General features: G+C 47.2%; 1 protein-coding gene. It reads right to left on the bottom strand.

Going from position 1 to position 26,094, the window contains the following annotated elements; genetic code table 11:
- Window positions 1-142: 142 nt before the first annotated feature.
- On the bottom strand, window positions 143-25,762 hold the full coding sequence (locus ACSLUR_RS15320; protein ID WP_448555986.1) for a Calx-beta domain-containing protein: 25,620 nt from the start codon (window positions 25,760-25,762) through the stop codon (window positions 143-145).
- Window positions 25,763-26,094 lie beyond the last annotated feature (332 nt).

Raw genomic sequence — 26,094 nt, forward strand, 5'->3', positions numbered from 1 at the left:
ATGTTATGGCAGCTATTTAATGCCTGACAAACTTCTATGCAACAATTACGCCTGGATAATATTTTCTTTAATAACAAAAAGATAAGTGATACTGATTGCAAAACAGTGTGTCGATGTTAAAAACCTCGACACACTGAGTTCGCTATCTTAACCACATTTGAAAATCATCATAACGATCAATCAATTGGTCTTCCCAAGGGATAGTTTCAGCATTTGCATATTCAACAAGTTCTGGTAGTTCCAGTAATGGCGAGCCTTTCGTTGCTGCTAACTTAGCGACCATTTCAACATTGTCAGTGGCTTTGCTTTCTGTGCTCATTAATCGGTCAAAATCGAATGTAACGTCGAATGTGTGATCACTATGGATGCTCTCCTTCTCTCCATCAATCACTTGCTGTGGCACATTTGCATCACTTTGACGAACAACCTGACCCGCTGCCAACGAGTCATAATCAAACTTAACATCAAAGCTATGTAGGTTTGGAGCAAAGGCTTTACCTGAGTCATCAACTTTCTCAGGTAAATGAGCATCACTTTGACGAACAACCTCGCCCGCTGCCAACGAGTCATAATCAAACTTAACATCAAAACTATGTAGGCTTGGAGCAAAGGCTTTACCTGAGTCATCAACTTTCTCAAGTAAATGAGCATCACTTTGGCGAACAACCTCGCCTGCTACCAACGAGTCGTAATCAAACTTAACATCAAAGCTATGTAGGTTTGCCGCAAATACTTTGCCTGAATCACCAACTTTCTCAGGCAATTCAGCGTCACTTTGGCGAACAACCTCGCCTGCTGCCAACGAGTCGTAATCAAACTTAACATCAAAGCTGTGTAGGTTTGCTGCATTAGACTTTCCTGAATCACTAACGCTCTGCAAATCAACATTAATTTCCTTCAATCCACCTTTATCTGGAATTGCTTCAAAGTCCTTGGATAAGCTAATTGAGGCTGATTGGCTAAGCGCTGCGCTATTGGCAAATTCACTTCCTTGGTCAGATGCAGGTCGATAGCCAAATTGAAGATAATCAATATAGAAATCGCTGCCAGTATTCGGATCGCCTGCTGCCGCGGCACTGCTATCGTCGGCATAACTGCCATAGACAAAGTTACTGCCATCGTATGCGCCTGCATTAAAGACGACATAGCTGAACGCCAGATTAGTGGCAAAGCTGACATCGACATTACCGTCGGCTTCACCTAAAACCATCATTTCTTCAATTAAACTGCCATCATCTGCCAATAATTGGATTCTCGCCGCTTCATGCAGACCAGCACCTTCATTGGCAAATAGGTTGGTAAAGGTGAGCGAGCCATTAAACGCCGCATCGGTTAGCGAGATTCGCAACCCCTCTGTGCCGTCAAGCTCTTGGAATACAGGGCTAGTGAGTGAAGTATTACCGCTAACCCCCAAATCACCCAGTGCAATATCCTGTCCGGGTAGCTGCCATGAATCAAAGCCAACAAATGACGCTGGCGTCCACGCTTCACCCGCATTGTCAGTTTGCGCTTTATGCTCAATCGCCAAACCTTCAGTAGTCCAGCTATTTTGCCATCCCAGCGGATCGAAGAAACTTAAGAACTGTGCCGCTTCGCCTACTTTTAAACCGATATCAATATTGTCGATTACACCTAAATCAAACGTACCTGAGTCGGTCACCACTTGCACACTCACATCGAACAAGCCTAAATCGGCATATTGATGTGTCAATGCAGAAGTATCAGGGAAAGACTCTACTGGCGAACCATCACCCCAGTCGATCAGCACCTCATTGATAGGTTCGCTACTGTTGATGGCTAAATCCAGCGTTACCGTATCATTGCGTAAGCTAAATTCTGGCATATTACCGCTCCCTGTTGGTGGCGTGAAGGTATCTTCAACAGTGACATTTTTGGTCGCTACATCTGTAAAGACACCATCTTCATCTTCAAGGCTAACACTAATAGTAAAATCACCCGCTGCTATATAGGTATGAGTGACATCACCTACACTATTAAACGACTCAATCGTGCCATCGCCCCAATCAACGCTAATACCATTAGCAACCAAGGTATCATCACCGGGATCAACAATGTCGCTAAGCGTTAACGTGTAAAGGGCATTAACATCAACCGTATTGGCACCTGTTGCTGTGGTAACTGGTGCAACGTTATTCACTGTAATATCTAACGTGCCAGCCGGGAAGGTTCCCTCGGTATTAACAATACTGACGGAAATCGTACGAGCATTTGGACCATCGCTAAAGACATGCGGGTGATCACCTAAACTCGCTACCGACTCGACTGGTGAACCATCGCCCCAATCAATCAAGTATTCCGTGACCGTATCATTGCTACCCGGGTCAATTAGATTAGATAGATTTAAGGTATAAGTGCTGCCTTCATCTACCACTAAATCGCCCGAAATAGTCAGCGCTGGTGCAACATCATTAACACTAATGGCTAAACTGGCAGCGATAAAGATACCGTCTTCATCGGTTACTTCCAGCTCGATAGTGGGTGTGGTATCACCATCAGCAAAGATATGGTTGTAATCACCTGCGCCAGTATATGGTGTACTAGTGCCATCGCCCCAGTTGATCACCGCATTGGTGACGGTATCATCGCCGGGGTCGACAATATCACCGAGCGTTAAGGTATAGGTGCTGCCTTCATTGACACTGGCATCACCGGAAATGGCTGCTGTTGGCGCAACATTTGCGACATTGACGGTAAAGCTCTCACTATCACTCTCGCCTGCCTCATCTGTGACAGTGACGGTCACAGTTGGTGACGCATCACCATCGTCGAAGTTATTGCTAATATCAAAGCTGTTGTTTGTTGTGACAAAACTTTGATCGGCACTGCCATCGCCATCCCAATCGATATCAACCGTCCAACCCGCTGTGCCATTATCTTCACCGTCGGTAAAGTTAATGGTGCGAGTAAAAGTGTCGCCCTCATTAATATTGGCATCGCCCTGTGTCACCACATCCACCGAAGTTGCAGGAGCATTAACCGTAACCGCTTTGGTAGCAACATCACTAAATAGCCCGTCTTCATCTTCTAAGCTAACACTAATAGTAAAGTCACCCGTTGTGACATAAGTGTGAGTAACATCGCCAACACTGTTAAACGATTCAACACTGCCATCGCCCCAATCAACCGTAATACCATTGGTGATGATAGTGTCATCACCCGGGTCGACTATTGCACCGAGTGTTAAGGTGTATAGCGCATTTTGAATGGCGGTATTGGCACCCGTAGCTGTGGTATCGGGTGCAACGTTATTAACGGTAACGTCTAAGGTGCCAGCAGCTGGGAAAACACCATCGTCATTAACAATAGTCACCGAAATCGTGTGGTTTTCATCACCATCGGCATAGACATGGTTATAGCCGCCAAGGCTGGCGACTGATTCGACTGGCGAGCCATCGCCCCAGTCAATTAGATATTCACTAACTGGATCATCTCCGGGATCGGCAAGGTTAGACAGGCTTAAGGTGTATGTACTACCTTCATTAACACTGGCATCACCAGAAAGCTGAACACTTGGCGATACATCATTAATAGTGATGTTTAAACTGGCGGCGATAAAGGTATCATCTTCATCAGTGACTAGCAGTACCACTGTTGCGCCACTAACGCCATCCGCAAATACATGGTTGTAATCACCCGCACCTGTATATGGTGTGCTAGTGCCATCCCCCCAGTTGATCAACGCATTGGTTAAGGTGTCATTACCGGGGTCGACGATATCACTGAGCGTTAGGGTATACGTGCTGCCTTCATCGATACTAGCGTCACCGGAAATAGCAGCAGTTGGTGCAACATTTGCCACGTTAACGGTAAAGCTCTCACTATCACTCTCGCCTGCTTCGTCGGTAACAGTCACAGTAACAGTAGGTGTTGCATTTCCATCAGCGAAGGTATTGCTGATATCAAAGCTGTTGTTTGTGGTGGCAAAACTTTGATCGGCATTGCCATCACCATCCCAATCAATATCAACTGTCCAACCCGCCGCGCCATTATCTTCACCGTCAGTAAAGTTAATGGTGCGAGTGAAATTATCACCCTCGTTAATATTGGCATCTGCTTGCGCAGCCACATCCACCGTAGATGCTGGTGCATTAACAGTAACTGCTTTGGTGGCGACATCGCTAAATAACCCGTCTTCATCTTCCAAACTGACGCTGATAGTAAAATCACCTGTGGTTGCATAAGTGTGGGTAACGTCGCCAACACTGTTAAACGACTCAACAGTGCCATCGCCCCAATCAACCGTAATACCATTGGTGATAATAGTGTCATCACCCGGATCAACGATTGCGCCCAGTGTTAAGGTATAAAGTGTATTTTGAATTGCTGTATCAGCACCTGTGGCTGTGGTGTCTGGCGCAACATTGTTAACGGTAATATCGAGTGTACCTGCTGGGAAAGTTCCCTCGGTATTAACAATACTCACTGAGATAGTGTGATCATCAGGCCCATCACTGTATACATGTGGATGATCACCTAGACTTGCCACCGATTCGACAGGCGAACCATCGCCCCAGTCAATTAGGTATTCGGTCACCGTATCATTAGCGCCCGGATCTATTAAGTTCGACAGGTTTAAGGTGTAAGTGCTACCTTCATCAACCGTTAAATCGCCTGCGATAGTTAGGGTTGGCGCCACATCATCAACACTGATACTTAAACTGGCCGCGATAAAGGTGTCATCTTCATCAGTAACTTCCAGCTCGATAGTTGGTGTGGTATCGCCATCAGCAAAGATATGGTCGTAATCACCAGCGCCAGTATATGGTGTGCTAGTGCCGTCGCCCCAGTTGATTACCGCATTAGTCACAGTATCATCACCCGGGTCAACAATATCACCGAGTGTTAAGGTATAGGTGCTACCTTCATCAACGTTAGCATCACCGGAAATGGCAGCGGTTGGCGCAACATTGTTAACGGTAATATCAAATGTGCCAGCTGGGAAGGTGCCATCATTATTGACAATACTTACTGAGATAGTGCGAGCGTTCGGTCCATCACTGAAGATATGCGGATGATCACCTAAACTGGCCACCGATTCAACAGGTGAACCATCGCCCCAGTCAATGAGGTATTCCGTCACCGTATCATTTATGCCCGGATCAATTAGGTTCGATAGGTTTAAGGTGTAAGTGCTACCTTCATCAACCGCTAAATCGCCAGCGATAGTTAGTGTTGGCGCAACATCATCAACACTGATACTTAAACTGGCCGCGATAAAGGTGTCATCTTCATCAGTAACTTCCAGCTCGATAGTTGGTGTGGTATCGCCATCAGCAAAGATATGGTCGTAATCGCCAGCGCCAGTGTATGGTGTGCTAGTGCCATCACCCCAGTTAATGACCGCATTAGTCACGGCATCATCGCCCGGATCAACAATATCACCGAGTGTTAAGGTATAGGTACTACCTTCATCTACATTGGCATTACCAGCAATGGCCGCTGTTGGCGCAACGTTCGCCACATTCACGGTAAAGCTCTCACTATCACTCTCGCCCGCTTCGTCGGTAACGGTGACAGTCACGGTAGGCGATGCATCGCCATCATCGAAGGTATTACTGATATCAAAATTCGTGGTCGTGGTGGCAAAACTTTGATCGGCATTGCCATCACCATCCCAATCAATATCCACTGTCCAACCCGCCGCGCCATTATCCTCACCGTCGGTAAAGTTAATGGTGCGAGTGAAATTGTCACCCTCGTTAATATTGGCATCGGCTTGTGGCACCACATCGACAGTGGCTGCAGGTGCATTTACGGTGACCGCTTTGGTGGCAACATCGCTAAATTGCCCATCTTCATCTTCCAGGCTAATACTGATGGTAAAGTCGCCTGCGGCGGCGTAGATATGGGTGACGTCACCAACGCTAGAGAAGGTTTCAACCGTACCATCACCCCAATCAACGGTAATGCCATCCACAATTATGGTGTCATCGCCGGGGTCGACTATCGCGCCAAGTGTTAAGGTATAAGGTGTTCCAGCAACCACATCGTCGTTGCCACTAAGCGGCAGTGTCGGTATGACGTTTTCAACCGTTAAGCTAAAGGTTTGAGTGGCAATTTCTTCACTGCCTGAGTCAAATAGGTTAACGGTAATGTCACTGGCTGCTTGGTCATCCGCGAAAAAACGCGTTAGATTAAAGCTGGTACTGCCCGGAGCAACCTCGCCCGATTCATCTTCAATACCGTCGTTGTCCCAATCAACCGAGTAACGCCAACCATCAAAGGCGGCATCGCGACCATCAGTAAAGTCGATATCAAGGCTTAAAGTATCTCCTTCGTTAATGGTTTGATCACCCACTGGCGACATGGCAAGTGCCGCGGTAGCACCTCCATCTTCCAAGATAGTACCAACAATAGGTGTTGTACTAATATCTGCATTAGCTGCATTAAAGAGCACCAAACTAAAGGTTTCATCAGGCTCTAAAGAAGTGTCATCAACAATAGGTAAGCGAATGGTTTTAACGGTCTCGCCCGGTGCAAACCGCAATTCTTCTGCGCCGGGGAAGACAACGTCCGTCACAAAATTAGGGGTGTTAACTGTAGCAGTGCCAGTCACCGCATTATAGCTAACCGTGACTTCACTCGCGCTTGGTGCCGTTAACTGGACAACAAATTCGATATAACCATCACTTTCATAGGCAAAAGCGTCATCAGCAAATAAAGTAGGCGTCGAAGCGGTTGCTTGATCGCTGGCAGCAATTGTTGCCGTTGCCATTTCATCGGCGAAAATTGCACCATTGACATTGCTAATCTGCAATTGGAACTGCTCTTGCGTTTCAGCCAAGGAATCATTAATCAGTGGTACACGTACAGTTTGCACCACCTCAAATGGACGGAAACTAGCGGTACCTGATACTGGGGTAAAATCGCTGGTATCAGCCGTGTCAACAACCGTTGCATAATCAAAAGTTACTGTATCCGCACTTGGCCGTGTCAGCTCAAGTACAAATACCACCTCACTGCTGGCTTCATCGACAATGGGATCAGATAGCAAGATAGCGGGTAAGCCAGTGGCATTATCGTTATCAACAATGGTGATGGTATTTTCACTGCGCTCTAGCGTAGCGTTAACCTCATTAAACAAGTTTAAGAACACGACTTCACGCTGTTGTTCATTACTCGTATCATTCACTACAGGCAGGCGAATGGTTTTAACCGTTTCACCCGGTGCAAAGTTCAGTGTTTCGGTGTTCGGTAGAATTGCATCAACTACAAAATTAGGTGAACCACTGGTACCGGTACCATTACTATTGCTGTAACTGACACTAACTGTTTGCGTACTTGGCGCACTCAAGCGCACCACAAGTTCAACATAACCTTGGTCTTCACTAACCGTTGTATCTGCAACACTGATAATTGGAGTTGAAGCCGTTGCTTGATCATTCTTATCAATAGACGCTGTTCCAACGTCGTCTGTTAGCAAGCCATTACCGGCATTGGATAGCACTAAGTTAAAGGTTTCCAATGTTTCTGCCAGCGAGTCGTTGATCAGCGGCACACGGACATTTTGTACCATTTCAAATGGGCTAAAGCTCGCCGTACCTGATACCGCAACATAATCAAGACCACTTTCAGCACTACCATTTTGCGTGGTGTAATCAACCGTGACGGTATCGGCACTAGCCCTATCAAGCTCTAGACTAAACACCACTTCAGCCGTATTTTCATCCACCACCATATCGGCGATTTGAATTACGGGTAGTCCAGTCAGGTTGGTTTCATTGTCTATAATCGTGATGGCATTTTCGGTGCGTTCTAAGGTTGCATTAACTTCACCAGATAAGTTTAAGAATACGACTTCACGCTGCTGTTCATTACTTGTGTCGTTCACCACTGGCAGGCGAATAGTTTTAACCGTCTCACCCGGTGCAAAGTTCAGTGTTTCTGCATTTGGTAATACAGCGTCAACCACAAAATTAGGTGAGCCACTGGTACCGGTCGCATTACTATTTGCATAAGTCACACTAACCGTTTGGCTACTTGGCGCACTTAACCGTACCACTAACTCAACATAACCATTGTCTTCACTTACTGTGGTGTCATCGACGCTAATTACAGGTAAAGCAGCTAATGCTTGGTCATTCTCGTCAATGGTCGACGTACCAATAGCATCGGTTAGCAGGCCATTATTGGCATTGGATAGCACTAAATTAAAGGTTTCCAAGGTCTCTGCCAACGAGTCGTTGATTAGCGGCACACGGACATTTTGCACCATTTCAAATGGGCTAAAGCTCGCCGTACCTGATACCGCAATATAATCAAGGCCACTTTCAGCACTACCATTTTGGGTGGTGTAATCAACCGTTACGGTATCTGCACTGGCTCTATCGAGTTCTAAGGTAAAGACAACCTCTGCACTGTTTTCATCCACCACCATATCGGCAATTTGAATGACTGGCTGCCCAGTTAGACTCGTTTCATTATCGATAATCGTAATGGCATTTTCGGTGCGTTCTAAGGTTGCATTCACTTCGTCAAACAAGTTGAAGAAAACAACCTCACCCTGCTGCTCGTTTGACGTGTCATTGGTGATTGGTATACGAATGGTTTTTAACGTTTCACCGGGAGCAAAATTAAGTAACTCGGCATTTGGTAAAACCGCATCAACAACAAAGTTAGGCGAGCCACTTGTTGCCGTGCCGTTGCTATTGGTATAGCGAACACTCACTATATCAGCGCTTGGTGCACTTAATCGAATAGCTAGCTCAACAAAGCCGCCGTCTTCACTAATTATGCTATCTGCAACACTGATCACAGGCAATGCTGACACAGCTTGGTCGCTTGCATCTATCGTCGCAGTGCCGATGGCATCTGTTAGCACGCCATTGCTAACATTGGATAGTAGTAAGTTAAAGGTTTCCAAAGTTTCTGCGAGCGAGTCATTGATCAATGGCACTGAGATATTCTGCACCATTTCGCCCGGATCAAAGCTGGCCGTGCCTGACACTGCGGTATAATCGCTACCACTTAGCGCACTCGCATTCTGGGTGGTGTAATCAACCGTGACTGTACTACTGGTTGGTCGATCTAGCTCGAGCACAAAAATAGCTTCTGTATGGCTTTCATCAACGATCACATCATTAACACGAATAACTGGCGCAGTGCCTGGTATCACTTCATTATCGATTATCGTACCCGTTACTTCAGAGCGGCCAATTATCGCATTGGTTGCGTTAGCAAGGTTGATAAAGAAAGACTCACGGTTCTGCTCATTTGACGTGTCATTAACAATTGGTATTTGCACCAATTGTTCAGTATCGCCGGGGTTGAAGGTGACTAGGATCGTAGACGAGAAAGTAGCATCTCGGCTAAAGCTAGGTGAGGCAACACTGGCAGTACCCGACACAGCATCCACTTCTACCGTTACCGTTTGTGTGCTTGTGTCACTGAGTCTTAAGATAAAGTCAGCGCTACCACCATCTTCTGAGACAACCAAGTCTGCGACATTGATAAATGGCAATGGCCCCGGAACAGTAACCGTAACATCTTTGCTGGCGACATTAGTAAAGATGCCATCTTCATCTTGCAAATCAACTGAAATGGTGAATAAGCCATCACTGGCATAAGTATGGGTAACATCGCCAACTGATGAGAAAGTGTCAACCGTGCCATCGCCCCAGTCGACAGTAATACCGTTGGTAACAATAGTATCATCACCGGGATCGACGATTGCACCTAAGGTTAAGGTGTAAAGTTCATTGACATTAACATCGTCGGCACCAGTTGCCGTGGTATCTGGTGCCACGTTATTAATGGTGACATCCAAGGTGCCCGCTGGGAAAGTATCATCATCATTGACGATACTAACTGAAATCGTATGATTGTCAGGACCGTCAGCAAAGATATGATCAACATCGACATTTGTATCACCGCTAATTGGCACTGATTGCACAGCAGAACCATCACCCCAATCAATCAAGTATTCGGTGACTGGATCATCACCAGGGTCAATCAAATTCGACAGGCTTAAGGTGTAAGTGCTGCCTTCGTCAGCACTCGCAGCACCACTGATGGTGAGGGTCGGTGGTACATCATTGATGGTGACAAATTGACTGGCCGCGATATGTGTACCGTCTTCATCAGTAACTTCTAAACGGACATTCGGTATCGTATTGCCAAGGCTGTTGCCATCAACAAAGGTGTGGGTATAATCGCCTGGGCCAGTGTAAGGTGTGGTTGTACCATCCCCCCAATTAATCACGGTTGAAGTGACGGTTTCCACACCAGGATCGGTTATATCACCAAAGGTAAAGGTGCCCTCCTCACCTTCGTCAAGCTCTGTCGGACCAGAGATTGTTGATGTAGGAGCGACGTTCAAAACGCTAATAAAGCGACTACCGGCATCGAGGAAAGTACCGTCATCATTGGTGACATCAACACTAATGGTATATCCAAATGGCCCATCCGCGTAGGTATGTTCAATTGAGGTAAAGGTATCAGAAGTGATGGTTTCCACTGTGCCATCGCCCCAGTCAATCACATACTCTGATACTGGGTCATCGCCTGGGTCAACAATGGCGCCCGTTAGGGTCAAAGGTGAACCTTCGTTAACACTTGTTGCACCGAATAATGAGACGGTTGGAATAACGTCATCAACAGTGACATCAAAGGTATCTGTACCTATCTGATTAGCTGCGTCGTCGGTGACCGTTACAACTACGTTGTATACGCCATCATCCGCGTATTGGTGGAAAATATTAAAGTCGCGATCGTTCGAGCGTAAGCCAGTTTGCACTGTGCCATCACCCCAATCTATTTCATAATTCCAGCCAACTGGGTCTTGATCGGTTGGATCAGTAAAGGTAACAAGGCGACTAATTGCATTGCCTTCGTTAATCGTTTCATCTATGCCTGCATCAACCGTTATAGTTTCCGCCGGAGCACTTACATCAATGTCCTTAGTCGCGACGTCCTCAAAGGTGCCATCTTCATCCACCAAATCAACACTAATGGTAAAGCTGTTAATTTCTGTGTAAGTATGGGTGATGGTTTCCGGTAGAGGTGCGGTAACATTGTCAAAAATATCGACAGTGCCATCCCCCCAGTCAACAGAGTACTGGGTCACAGTGTCATCACCGGGATCGCTGACTCCGCCCAGCGTCAAGCTATAGGTGGCATTTTGCTCAACCGTATTGTCGCCAGTCAGGTTGAGGGTTGGCGCAACGTTGTCGATAACAACGTTATAGCTGTCTTGCTCGACGCTGTTCGGTTGACCAGCCTGATCATCAACGGTGACGGTAACCGTGTAATTGCCATCATCTCGGTAAAAGTGCGAAGTATTGACTGTCGTATTGTCGGTTGAGATTTGCTGAATCGGCGTGCTATCACCCCAATCTATACTGATAGAGAAAGTATCGCCATCAGGATCGGTAAAGTTGATCGTATGCGTAAACAGGTTGGTCGCGATACCTTCAATCCCAGTATCATCACTGCCAACATCTAAACCCGGCGCGTCGTTAATCGGTAATAAGGTAATATTAGTGGCTGCTGGGTCGGCAAAATTAACACCATCACTGCCCGACCAAGTGAACTGGTCAATGCCATTGAAATTAGGGTTTCCTAAGAAACTCAAAGTACCATTTTGCAAATCAACAACATCAATAAGTTGACCCGGAGTCACTGGGCTGCCATTAAAGCTTAAGACCCCATTAATGGGCGGGGTAATAATTTGTACTTGTTGTAGTGGCTCACCTTCAGGATCGTCGAAGGCATTGATAAACAATGACGCGTCAATGGTGACAACTTCATCTTCATTGCCTTGCACGCCAAAATCGGTGACCTGTGGTGCCTGATTTTCAAAACGCTGTACTTGAATATCATAGTTATTGGGGCTGTTAAAGCTACTCCAACTGACGATAAAGCCACCATTAGGCAGTGCCGCCAATGCTGACTGGTATTGGGTACTGGAAGTATTTTGATTAACTTGCTGTGCTCGGTCGATTAACTGGCCATTAGTATCAAACTCTTGAATAAAGATACCGTCGCCACTGCCATCAAATTGCGAGTAGGAAACGACAAACCCTCCGGTATCTAAGCCAACGATATGTGGATCAGTTTGTGAATTAGCCTGAATATCATTAACTCGGAATTGCTGACCAACCGAAACCGGATCGCTGCCAGAGAAAGTATAGCGTTGTCCATAAATGCCCGTGCCACCTAAATCAGCACTAGGCTCTTGCCAAACAATAACAAAGTCGCCATTAGCTAGGCCACCAACCGAGATATTGGTTTGATTACCACTGGTGATTGAATTAACGGCCAGTTCAGGGCCAACTAAATTGCCATTATTATCTAGCACCTGGGCAAATACACCGTCGCTGCTGCCATCTGGGCTTTGCCAAGTAACTATATAGCCGCCCTGTGGCAAGGCACCACTGGGAGATAAAGGCGAAACATCCGGTAAATCTTGGGCGCTGGTTGTCGTGGTATTAATACGGAATTCGCCGCCTAAGGCATTACCATCAACGTCATAACGCTGTGCGATGATAGCTACACTGCTGCTATCCCCTAGTGCACCACCATTGTCTTGCCAAACGACAATAAAATTACCATTTGGCATGGCTGCCAACTGTGAATTGGTTTGCGTACTGCTGGTGGTGGTATTAACAATAAATTCATTGCCGCCGTGGCTCGCACCTGCATCTATGGTACCGTCATTATTGAAAATGCGAGCAATAATAGCATCGCCACTGGCATCTTGCGCATCGTTGCCGTCTGAGTTCCAGCTAACCACAAAGGTGCCATTGGCAAGCCCTTGCACTTGGGCATTGTCTTGCGTATTTAGTGTTGTTTGATTGACTTGAATTTCACTGCCAATCGGATTGTTATCCGCATCATAGATGCGCATAAACACTTCACCACCGCTTTGCCAAGTAACGACATAACCAGCGAGTTCTCCAGTAGTCTCATCGAACAGCGCTGTTGCAGCAGATACATCCTGACTCCCTGCCAGCGTGGTGTTAGCAATGCGCTCAGGAACCAGTGTTGGCTCATTGCCATCAAGGTTTTGGCTAATATTGACATCTATAGAGCTAGCAAAACTGCTACCACCGTCGCCATCAGTTACGCGAACACTATAAGTGCGCGTTGGCTCCGGTGCGTCTGAGATATTGCGATAATTAACCGCCTCCAACAGTGCCTCTATTCCCTGCGCGGTAGCATTGGCATTAAAGTTAACCACCAAGGGGCTATCATTAAGGCCACTGGATGCTAGTGTGCCGATTTGCGCGCCACTATAAAATACGGCGTTACCAGTTAAGCCAATTTGCCCCGGATTACTACCTTGATCGAAAATGCTCAGGTTATCTTGTGGGAAGAAAGGTTGGCGCCCTAGCTGATCCCCTTGGCCATAAGAGGAAATTCGGCTAATCACCAGCTGACCGCCATCGAAATCTGTGGAATCAATATCAGCAACACCTGCGCCAATAATTAAGGTTTGCGGCGCAAAATTCACTTCATTTTCGGTAAAGTTAATGGCACTCGCAGCCAATTGAACTTCAGGTGCCTGGCTGCGCACAAATTGGCCATCACTGCCAAATAAGCGCATGAAAATACCATACGTATTGGTATTGCTGTCTTCCTGATTAAAGCCAGACCAAGTGGTGACAAAGCCGCCACTACTGAGGCCAGCAATGTTAGGCTCCCAATCGGTACTGACATTACCCTGATTGGCAACAATCGGGCCATCAATAAGGTTAGCGTCTTGATCAAATTGCTGGACAAAAATACGGTCTGGGTTATTGGCGGTGTAGTAACTGACAGCAAAACCACCATTAGCAGTGGCTGTCACCTCTGGCTGCGACTGGCCATTAGCTGTTGCTTCGTTAACCCTAAATTCACTGCCCACAAAATTGCCACTGTTATCCAGTAGTTGGCCGTAAACGCCGGAGCCGGAGCCATCAGTCGAGTTGGTATAAATCACCACAAAGCCGCCGCCACTTAGAGCGGCAATAGCGGGTTCTGACTCATTCCCCGGATTACCGGGAATACTGAAATCGCCAGCGAATGGTGTGCCATCGCTATTAAACAAGCGCCCTTCAACCGCGCTACTTTCTAGCCAAACAACTGCCAGCTTGCCATCGCTGAGTTGACTGATTCTCGGGACCGTTTGCGTACCTGTGGCCACTTCATTCGCTAAGATTTCGGAAGTGGTAGGATTACCATTGGCATCAAATAGGCGCAGGAATATACCGTTCGCGTCACCAGCGCCATTACCATCCCAAACTGCGGCAAAACCGCCATTAGCAAGTGCGGTCAAGTTGACCATATCTTGAGTACTGGTTAACGTGTCGTTAAGGGTAAAATCGCCACCTTGTGGCACACCATTAAGATCAAAGAGTCGCGCATGAACCCCAGCTGTATCTGACTCGCCTCGGCCTTGCCAAGCAACAACAAAACCACCGTTAACAGCAGCAACGCTCGGCAGATTTTGACCTTGCGGGGTGTACTCATTGACAATAAATTCGTTACCTATCGGCGCGCCATTGCTGTCAAAACGCTGGGCAACAATGCCTTCTTGCCAGCCGTCTTGTAAGTTAGAGCGCCACACCACAACAATGCTACCATCACTTAATTCAGTCACTGCTGAATTTTGCTGGTCGTTGGCTTCAAAAGTGTTCACCTGAATATCATCACCTTGTGGCGTTGCACCATCAGGAATCGGATTAACCGTTAAGTTAACCATATTGTTCAAGGTTGATGCGCCATTGCCATCGTTTACCCGCACCGAAATTGTCCGGTTATTGGCAGGACCATCTGAACCATTAAGGTAAGTGATATTTTGAATTAGCGCGGTAAGTGCTTCTTGTGTCGCGTTGGCATTAAACTCAATCGCTAGGCGGCTGCCATTTTGACCATCATCAACTATAGTGGCGAAAGCCACGCCACCGATTGAAATGGTCGAGCCAGATACGCCAATTTGCCCTGCGCCATTACCTTGATCGCGCACTGAAAAGTTATCTTGTTGATTTGAATCTGGGAACTGAGCCGCTTCACCGTATCCCTCAATCACGTTGATCCACAGCATACCGCCATCAAAGTTATTACCAATGCCACCATCAAGATCAACGGAGGGGATCAACAATTGTGGGACATCACTTTCATCCAAGCTGATAGTAGCTGGTAAGCCCGCCAAATTCAGTGAGCCAATATCCGCTGAAAATTGGCCATCAGTGCCGAAGTTGCGGACAAAAATACCATAGGTGCCATTCGCTGGATTAGTCTCTAAATTAAACCCGGACCAAGTTACTGCAAAGCCGCCGCCCGGCAAACCAGCAACATCCGGTTGTTGGTCAGTACTGACATTACCAACATTGACTGTGGTTTGATTATCAATGCGCTCGCCCGTTGCATCAAATTGTTGGGCAACGATGCGATCTGGGTTTGCCGTGTCATAGAAGGCAACTACAAAGCCGCCATTGTCGGTTGCCGCAACACGTGCTTGGTACTGAAGACCGCTGACATTATCATTAACCCTGAATTCATCGCCGACCGTATTGACACTATTATCATAAATTTGCGCATAGGTGCCCCAGCTATTGCCATCAGAGTCATTGGTATAAACAACAACAAAGCCACCACCGCTCAGTGCCACGATATCTGGATCAAATTCACTGCCCGGATTACCCGGCACAGTAAACTCACTACCTGCTGGCGAACCATCAAGGTTGTATAAACGACCATTGATGGTGCCACTGCTATCTTGCCATGTCACCGCTAAGGTATTATTGGCAAGCTGGGTCACTTCCACTTGCGACTGGGTGCCGGTTGCTAATTCATTAACCAAGATCTCGCCGGTGGTTGGCAGCATGTTGCTATCAAATAGGCGCAGGAAGGCGCCGCTGTTATCAATATTACCGGTTTGATCGCCATTGCCTTGCCAGGTTGCGGCAAAGCCGCCGTTATTCAGTGCGACGAGTCCAGGAGCCGCTTGCGTACTAACCGTCGTTTCGTTAACAATAAACTCATCACCGATGGGGTTACCGCTAAAGTCAAATTGGCGGGCAATAATGCCGAAACCACTAGCATCAACGCCATTATTATCTTGCCAGGCGATGACAAAACCATTAGCGGTTTCAACCACGATTGGCAATGTTTGCTCACCAAACGTTGACGTATTAACGACGACTTCATTGCCGTAATGGGTACCGTCTGGCGAAAAAATTTGCGCAAAGATGCCGTTGCCACTGCCGTCTTGTGCACCATCCGATTGCCAAGTGACCACATAGTAACCGTTAAAATCGCCTGTGGTTTGGCTAAAGGCAGTAATATTAGGTAACGTCTGATTACCCGGTAAATAGCTGTTAACCAGCACATCGCCACCTTGCGCGGTGCTGCCATCAGCAACCGGTGTCACTTCCAATGTAAAGGTTTGATTGCTATTCGAGCCGCCATCTCCATCACTAACGCGAATCGCAACTTCGCGATTTAACACAGGCCCTGCAGAGTTATTGGCATAGGTGATATTTTGCAGCAACGCTGTGACCGCATCAGGAGTAGCATTAGCATTAAAGTCGATTTGTAGCGGGCTGCCCGCCTGCCCGTCACTGACAATGGTACCGATATTAGTGCCTTGATAGCTGATCGTCGAGCCACTTACCCCAATTTCTCCGGTACCTGTGCCTTGATTGCGCACTGACCAATTGTCTTGACTTGCCGCATCTTGCACTTCATCTAAACTGCCATAACCACTGATCACGCTCAGCCATAACGAGCCACCGTCTAAATCAGCCGAATCAAAATCCAATAAATCAACGCCAGCTAAGAAGGTTTGTGGGCCACTATCCTCGGCCAGTGAAACCGTGCCAGGTAAGTTACTAATATCAGGATTTAGCTGACGAACAATATCGCCCGCTGGGCCCACTAACTGTTGGCCAATTTCATAAGTACTGTTGGCCGGTGTGGTTAAGTTAAAGCCAGACCAAATCACTGCCGCACTATTAGCACCGACCGCCACTACGGTATTTTGATGATCTGTGCTTGGCCCATTGCCTACAAAGAGTGGGCCATCAATTTTCGTTGGTGTGGTGCCAGAGACATCAAATTCTTGCGCATAAATATTGTCAGCACCGCCGCCAACACTACTGCCCCATACCACCATCACATTGCCATTGGCCAAGGTAGTCACTTCAGCGGCGTCTTGGCTCGTCCAAACGGTTTGGGCGGTATTAACAATAAATTCGTCACCAATAAAGCTGCCATCTGCGCCGATACGTTGCCCTCTAAAGCCCCAGAAGTTGGTGTCAAATTCATCGATAAAATGACCCCAAATTACTAAGAATGAGCCATCGTTGAGCGCCGTAACACTAGGTTCAATCCAAATATCACCGGATTCAGTGCTATTAACCTGAAACTCTGCCACTAGCTCGTTACCGTTGGCAGGGTTAAAAATGCGGGCATCAATATCATCACCTGTTGACGTATTCCACGCCACCAACAACGCACTGTTGGTGGCCGCCATGGCAGCATAATTCTGGTTGCCAGAAAAAGAGGTATTAGCCAAGGTTTCTGGGCCGGTTGGCACACCAGCGTTATCAAAATAACGCAGCGCAACAGCATCACCGCTAATATCGGCTAGCGAGCCATCATTGCTGGTAAATGAAACGACAAAGCCGCCACTGGGAATGGCAGTAACAAAGGGCTCATTTTGGGTATTTGCAGCTAAGGTATTCACCTGAATTTCACTGCCTAATAAACTGCCGTCAGCAGCGACACGCTGGGCAAAAACATTAGTATTGCTGCTTTCGTCACTCAATGGCCCAGACCATACCACGACGAAACTGCCGTCGCTTAAACCTGCGACCCGTGGCTGCTGCTGATCGCCAAAAGTGCGCTCGTTAATTTGAATTTCATTGCCCAAGGCCTCACCAACATCATTAAAACGTTGTGCGAAAATACCGCCGCTATTGCCATCTTGTGCTTCTTGCGACTCCCAAACCACCACATAGCCACCGCCGACTAAAGTCGCTGCCGCTGGCGTGACTTGATTACCAGTTTGGAACTGATTGATGATGTCGCGATCAAATAGCAGCTCGCTACCGGTATCGTCTTGATTAAAGGCAAGTGCAATGCTGGATAAATTGGAGATTTGATTGCCACTGTCGGCGACAAATACACTCAAAGCGCGGCTTGGTGGTGCGTCACTGGTGGTGCCATATCCTAACGCTTCTAATAAGGCTTCAACTGATTGCTCTGTGGTGTTAGCGCCAAGATTAATGGTTAAGTCTTGGCCATTTTGACCATCTAGCACACCGTCAATCGTGGCAAAGTTAGTTCCTTCAAAACTGATATCTGTACCAGATACGCCAATTTGTCCGGCACCTGTGCCTTGATTAACCACACCTAGAGTATCTTCAAAGCTAGATACTGAAGTAAATGACAGCTCTACGCGGCCATTAACTAAGCTATTACTGCCGTTATATTCGAAGTTAATCGCCGGATCGATAATTGCTAATTGGTTTTGAACATCAGCTTCATCAAAGATCGCGCTCGGTTCAAAATCCTCAACCAACAAGTTTGGCGGGTTAATGGCGGTAGTATGGTCAATAAAGATCTGCATCGGCCCAGTAACGCCGCCATCTCCATCGCTAATACGCAGGCCAAGGTATTGATCGCCAATGACATTATTTTGCGAGGCGTAAGTCAGACTCTCAACCAGCGTTTGCACCGCCATCGCCGTTGCGTTGCTATTAAAGTCAACCCGCAAACCAGCCCCGCCGGTGCCATTTTCAGTGCTATCTAGCGTACCTATGCTAGTACCTTGATATTGCACATCGTTGCCAGTCAGTTGTATTTGGCCAGTGCCAGTGCCCGTTGAGGCAATCGCCAGCAAATCGTCGGCATCACTTGCGGTTAAGTGGAATAGGTATAAATAACCGCCATCAAAATTCGCAGAGTCGCTATCGGTAAGTAACACATCCGCGTCAATATGCACAGGCACGGCAGAGTTGGACTGCACAATTTGGCGAACGCTGGTTAAATCATCCAGTACTGGATTTGCTTGGCGGTTAAAGTCAGCGGAATTGCCAAAAATATTTTGGTAAATATCCCATCCACTGCCGCCCGCACTGGTAATGTTATTATCCGCCCAAACCCCTAAATAATTGCTGGTATTGCCTAGTGTCACCAAATTTAGTGTGTCGGTTGATGATACCGAGGTACTGCTGACTAACACCTCGCCATTGATGGGATCACCATTAGTGTCAAATTCTCTGACAAACGCACCGTCACTATCACCAGCACCATTACCGTCCCAACCGACAACAAAGTTACCGTTAGCCAGCGCAATCACGCTCGGGTTAGCTTGCTGATTAATTGTCGTTTGGTTCGCTTGAATAGCACTGCCATTGGTGGTGCCGTCCGAGTTAAAGCGCTGAACAAAGACGCCACTGCTGCTGCCGTCGTTATCCGTTTGGAAGGCAACGACAAAACTACCGTCATTAAATGCCGCCACTTGCGCAACAGATTGGTTACCACTGCCTAAGAAAACGTCAATTTCAGCGCCAACTGGATTACCATTGTTATCAAAACGCTGCGCAACAACATCATTGCTACTGCCACCAGTTTGGCCGTTAGAAATCCAAGTGGCAATAAAGCCGCCATTAAAGCTGGCAATGTGTGAAGAAAACTGACTGCTAGTGGTGGTTGTATTAGCAATAAATTCATCCGCTACTGGACTGCCATCAGCATTAAATAAACGAATGGCAATATCGCTGTTGTCTGTCCATGAGGCGGCAAATTTACCATCACTCAATGCGGTTAAGGCAACACTGGACTCCGATGTATCGGTTAAGGCGCGCAGGTTAAATTCGGCGCCAAGCGGCGTGCCGTCGGCGGCAAAGCGTTGCGCATGAACCCCTTGGCCCGGATCGTTAATGCCCGCACCATCCCAAGCAATCACAAAACTGCCATCAGTAAGCACAGCAACGTCTGGATTAGTTTGGTTGCCAGTGGTACTGGTATTAACCTGAAATTCACGCCCTTGCGCAATACCATTGGCATCAAAACGCTGGGCATAAATCCCCTGCCCACCGCTATCTTGGTTTTGTGAATACCAAGTGACCACATAACTACCATCTGAGCCACTGTCGGCACGCGGATCGTATTGGGTGTTATTGATATAGCTATTGATGCGCTCTACCCCAAACACAGACTCACTGCTTTCTGATGATGGTGTAATAGCAATGGTAAAGGGAATATGGCCAGTACTACCGCCATCGCCATCGGCTAAGTTTAGCGATAGGCTGCGACTGGTCAGTGGTGATTGCGAGGTATTGGCATAAGTGAGGTTCTCTAACAGTGCTTCAACCGCGGCAAGGCTCGCATTGGCCGTTAAATCAATGACTAACCGGGTACCATGGCTACCGTCATTACTGGCTTGAATAGTGCCGATTTGTGTCCCTGAATATGAAATATTATTGCCGGACACACCGATTTGACCTAGGCCATTACCTTCATTGAAAACGCCAAGTTGATCATCGGTTCGAGCATTTTGCAAATAGCCAAGGGTTAGCTGGCCACCGTCAAAGTTAGCCGAGTCAATATCAACAAGTGAAACACCGGGGTCGATAATTTGCGGTGCATTGTTGACATCATTTTCGAGAAAAGTTGTTCCAGAAAAGCCGGAGATTTCAGGGTTAGATTGCAAGCCACTGGGGCCAAATAAGTTTTGTAATACGCCAGTGCCATTGCCATCTTCGCCGCCATTGGAATCAAACGCGATAACATAGTTACTATTGCCCAAGTGACTGATCGCCGGATTGTTTTGTGTTGACGAAAAGCCCGGTATATTGACGGTCTGCTGGCCGTCAATGGCATTGCCATTACTATCGAATTCGCGGCGCAGGACATCAGAGCTCGCGGGGTCATACCAAGTGACGACAAAATTACCGTTGGCAAGATAGCTCACCTCTGGCACCTGTTGATTGCCAGTGAAAGTTTGATTAACTAAAAACTGACTGCCAACTGAGCTACCAGCACTGTCAAAGCGTTGCCCGACAATTGCATAGCCATTACCGTCAGAAACCCCTGATCTATCTTCCCACACCATGACAAAGCTGCCATCACTTTGGGCACTGACATGGGCATTGCGTTGATCGCCAGACTGCCCAAGCGAAACATCAATATCACCACTAGCAAAACTGCCGTCATTATTAATTTGGCGCGCGATAATGTCGTAATCACTGCCGCCCGTTTGACCGAACGACTCCCAGCCGACGACAAAACCACCATTATAGGCACTCACCGTGGGGAAGAATTGACTAGAAGACGTGAAGTTATTAACCACAAATTCATTCGTGACTGGCGTACCATCTGGCTGATAAATGCGAGCACTTATGCCCCAACTGCTGCCATCACCGCCATTTGAGTGCCATACGGCGGCAAAGTTGCCATCACTCAAGCGCGTTAGTTGAATCGATTCTTGAGTACTACTGGTAAATTGGTTAATTAAGAAGGTATCACCAACGGGCACACTATTGGCGTCAAAGCGTTGTGCAAAAATACCAACACTATCGCCATTGCCGGCACCACGCCAAGCGACGACAAAACTGCCATCGGCAAAGGTCACCACATCTGGAGTAATCTCCGAAGTGTTAATAAACGGAATTTCATTTTGATTAATCAGTAGCTCGACGCCTATTGGGTTACCTTGGGCGTTATAGCGCTGACCGTGAATGCTGGCAAAGCCAGTGCTGACATCAGCTTGACCATAGCTTTCCCAAACAATGATATAACTGCCGTCATCAAAACCATCAACACCGGGGCGCTGCTGGGTGCTGCTAAAGTAACTATTAACCACCGATGGCCCACTGGTACTTGGCGTTGAATCAGGGTCGGCATTAACATTAATGATGGAAAATTGATTCGCTGATGCACCGCCATCACCGTCGGTTAAACGCACCGACACACCACGGCTTTCTGTTGGGCTTTGCGAGGTATTTTGATAAGTCAGGTTTTCCAGTAGCGCCTCAACCGCCGCCGACGTTGCATTGGCATTAAGGTTGATACTGAGCGGCGCACCATTGCTGCCATCAAGCACTATAGTACCAATTGCAGTGCCGCCAAAGCTGATGGTATTTCCGCTCACCCCAATTTGCGCCGGATTATTACCTTCGTTGCGAACACCGAGCTGATCCTCACTGCCACCACCTATGTTATAGCCAGCGGTAAGGTTACCGCCATCAAAGTTAGCGGAATCAATATCTGTCACTGAAATACCGGTTTCTAGAATAACAGGTGCCGCATTGACCTCACTTTCAGAAAAGGTATATTCCGTCTCAAAGCCGACCACTAAGGGGTTGCTTTGCAGGTTAAAGCTGCCAAATAGGTCAAGTAAAATGGTCGAACTGTTGCCGTCTTCACCGCCATTGGATTGATAGGCAATCGCATAGTTGTTGCCACCAGTATGGGCAATGACTGGCAATTGCTGGGTATTACTAGTAAAGGTATTGTTGACCCGGACTTCACTATCTATCGGCGTACCATCGGCGGCAAATTCGCGGCGAAAGACATCGGCGGTGTTTGAGCTATACCAAGTCACGACAAAATTACCATTGTCTAGAATAGCAACCTCTGGCTGGTTCTGTGTGTTAACCGTAGTTTCGTTGACTCTAAAAATACTGCCCAACGGGTTGTTACTGGCATCAAAACGTTGACCAAAAACGCCGTTGCTGTCGTCGGTGCCGACACCACTCCAGATCACAATAAAGCTACCATCTGAATAGGCCGCCACTGTGGCTTGTATTTGAGAGCCTGCTTCTCCTAAATTGGCAACAATTTCAGTGCCATCTAAGGTACCGTTGTTATTGACGCGCTGGCTAACAATATCGTTGCTATTGCCTCCTGTTAAGCCTTCCGCATGCCAGCTAACCAAATAACCACTATTATATGCATCAATAGATGGGTCTCGCTGATTACTGGTCGTGGTGGTATTGATCACAAACTCACTGGTGACTGGTGTACCCGCTGGCGTATATATGCGCCCGACAATCGCGTAACTGCTGCCATCTGCACCGAAAGACTCCCATACCGCAGCGACATTGCCATCTGATAAACGTTGCAACTCGACAAACTGCTGGGTGCTGGAGGTAAATTCATTTAACTGAAAATCATCTGTCGCAGGGGTGCCATCAGCATTAAAAATTCGCCCATATGTCCCTTGGTTATCTTCACCAAAGCCGCCAGCACCAGTCCAAGCTAGCATAAAACTGCCGTCGGCAAAGGTTGCTACCGCCGGATAGCGCTGTGACGTGTCGGTAAAGCCATGGTCGGTTTGGTTAATTTGCAGCTCAATGCCTATCGGTGTGCCATCAGCGCTATAACGCTGCGCATGAATACCATAATTGAATGGGTCGTTTTGCGAATAACTATCCCAAGCGATGATAAAGCTGCCATCGTCAAAGGCAGCGATATCGGCATTTTCTTGTGTCGAATTAAAGAAAGTATTAACTATGCTAGTTGACCCCGCAGACACCGTGGAGTCATTTACTTGGGTGACATTGATCACAGTACTCACATTTTCACTACCACCGCCATCACCATCGGTTAAACGTAAAGATAAGGTCCGTTGTGACTGCGGAGACTGGGAGGTATTCTGGTACTGGATATTTTCCAGCAAAGCTTCTACCGAAGTAGGGTTAGCGTTAGCATTTAAATCTATCACTAAGCTACTACCCGTTAAGCCATCTGCGGAAATGGTGCCAATCGCCGTACCTTCATAGCTAACGGTATTGCCACTGACACTAATTTGATTAGCGCCGTTACCTTGGTTGCGAATAGTCAGGTTATCTTCACTACTACCGCCAACAATATATTCAAATGACAAGCTACCACCATCAAAGTCACTGGAGTCGCTATCGACCACAGCAACCGCAATATCGAGTATCTGCGGCGCGGCATTAACGGTGTTTTCATCAAAAGTAATATTGGAGACAAAGTCCAGCACTTGTGGGTTTGCTTGGCCAGTAAAGCTGGCTAAATCTCCAAATAGTCGCTGAACTGCAGTACTTCCAGCACCATCTAGGGCACTGTCTGTCCAATCAATTAAAAAGTTACTACCTGATAGTGCGGTGACCGATGGCAGCGATTGTGTACCTGCTGTGGTGCTATTGGCGAGCTGCTCAGTACCAACAGGCGTGCCATCTTGTTGGTATTCGCGATAGAACACGCCATTACTATCGCCAGTGCCATTGCCATCCCAAGCAATCACAAAGTTATCATTACCCAGCACTGCAATACTGGGCAAATCTTGGTTAGAAGAGGTGGTGTTATTAACCAAAAACAGCCCTGTCGTTGGCGTACCAGTATTGTCAAAAACCTGCGCATAAACCCCATGACTACTGCCATCTAAGCCCTGATCATCCCACCAAGTGACGACAAAGCCGCCATCGCTAAAATAAGCTATATCGGGGCGGCGTTGGCTACCCGTTTGTAAGCTGACGGATATTTCACTGCCAACCAGCGCGGCATTATTATCAAAACGCTGAGCGGCAATATCATTACTGTTACCGCCGGTTAAGCCAGGTGACACCCAAGTTACGGCAAAACCACCAGCAGTCGCATCTACACGCGCTTCAAACTGAACACCTGCAGTTGTGCTATTAATTAAAAATTCACTACTGGCAGCACTCATATCGGCATTAAATAATCGGCCAATCACGCCATCGGAACTAGCATCCAGTGCTGGCGTATCGTCGCGCCATACGACAACAAATTTGCCATCAGACAAGGCGACAATGTCTGCAGTGTCTTGCACATCTGATACTTCTTCATTAACCAATAACTCATCAGATAAAGGGTTGCCTGAAGCATCAAAGCGGCGCATAAAAACGCCAGAACCGTCACCAACACCTGAGCCATCCCAGACAATGACAAAACTGCCGTCGTTAAGGCCGGCAATACGCGGATTGGTCTGATTGCCATCAAAGGTCTGATTGACGGCAAATTCGTGGCCTATTGGGCCGCCCTCGGCACTGAAACGCTGCGCATAAATTCCCCAACCGCCATTCTCGCGAATCGATTGCCACGTTGTGACATAACTACCATCCGCTAACACACTGGTCGTAGACGCTTGTTGCTCATTGGCAGTGATGGTATTAACCACATGTTCGTCGGTTAACGGATCTAGTAAGCCGGGATAATGCGCCATCGTACTGGCTGGCAATATCGGCGTACTTAATTGCTGTTCCAGTGCGCTGTCAAAGTAATCGTCAACTTGCTCATTAAGGTGTGCATTTAGCCGCACATTCAACCAATCAGAAAACGATGTGAACTGCCACTGGCCACCTAGCGCCGCGTTACCCAGCTTGTCAGACGAGGCGTAGATAGGGCATTGGCAGATCTCCTGCCATTGGCGAACAAAGGCTTGCCCTAGCTCCCCCTTGGCAAGCTGACAGGCATAAAAGTGCACGGCAGTAACGTTAAAAATTGGTGTCGGTAGAATCACTTGCGCATAGTCAGCAAGCGCTTGCGCATCTAACTTGTTATCGCCAAGCTGCAAGTGCCCAGACTGACCATGACAGAATATATGTAAATGCACCGAGGATTGGGACGAGATAACTTGCTCAAGCTGACTAAACAGCTCGGTAAAATGATTGAAAAAATAAATTTGGTTAGTCTCAGCTAATTCGCCTAATAGATAATCGGAATGAGCGAGATCACCAGCGATAAAAACGACGTTGGCCGCAGTTGATGCTTGATTAGTTGTTTGAGGGTAAAGTGCAGAGTAAGAATTAAAGGCCGACACGACTATCTCCATTGTAGTTGTCAACCATCAGACTGTTAGCCGATCACAACACTCTCCTCTTGGTTACTACTAACTACAACACTGAAATAAATGCTGTGTTCATTCACCTACCGCTTACCCCTACCCCTGGTGATAATCCGGATACACTACCTACTATTTAACTTACCCGAGCTTTCAGCCTTAATGGCTTGTGAATTCTAGACTGTTAGAAACTAAGTTATCAGCTTGGACAAAGCATAAAATGTTCCCACTGCTTGATTTCACTATTTTTCATAGAGTTATTTCGCAAGCGCCTTATTAAAAGAGCCACGATTGTAAATATTTCTGACGTT

The organism is Thalassotalea montiporae (genome assembly GCF_053485855.1).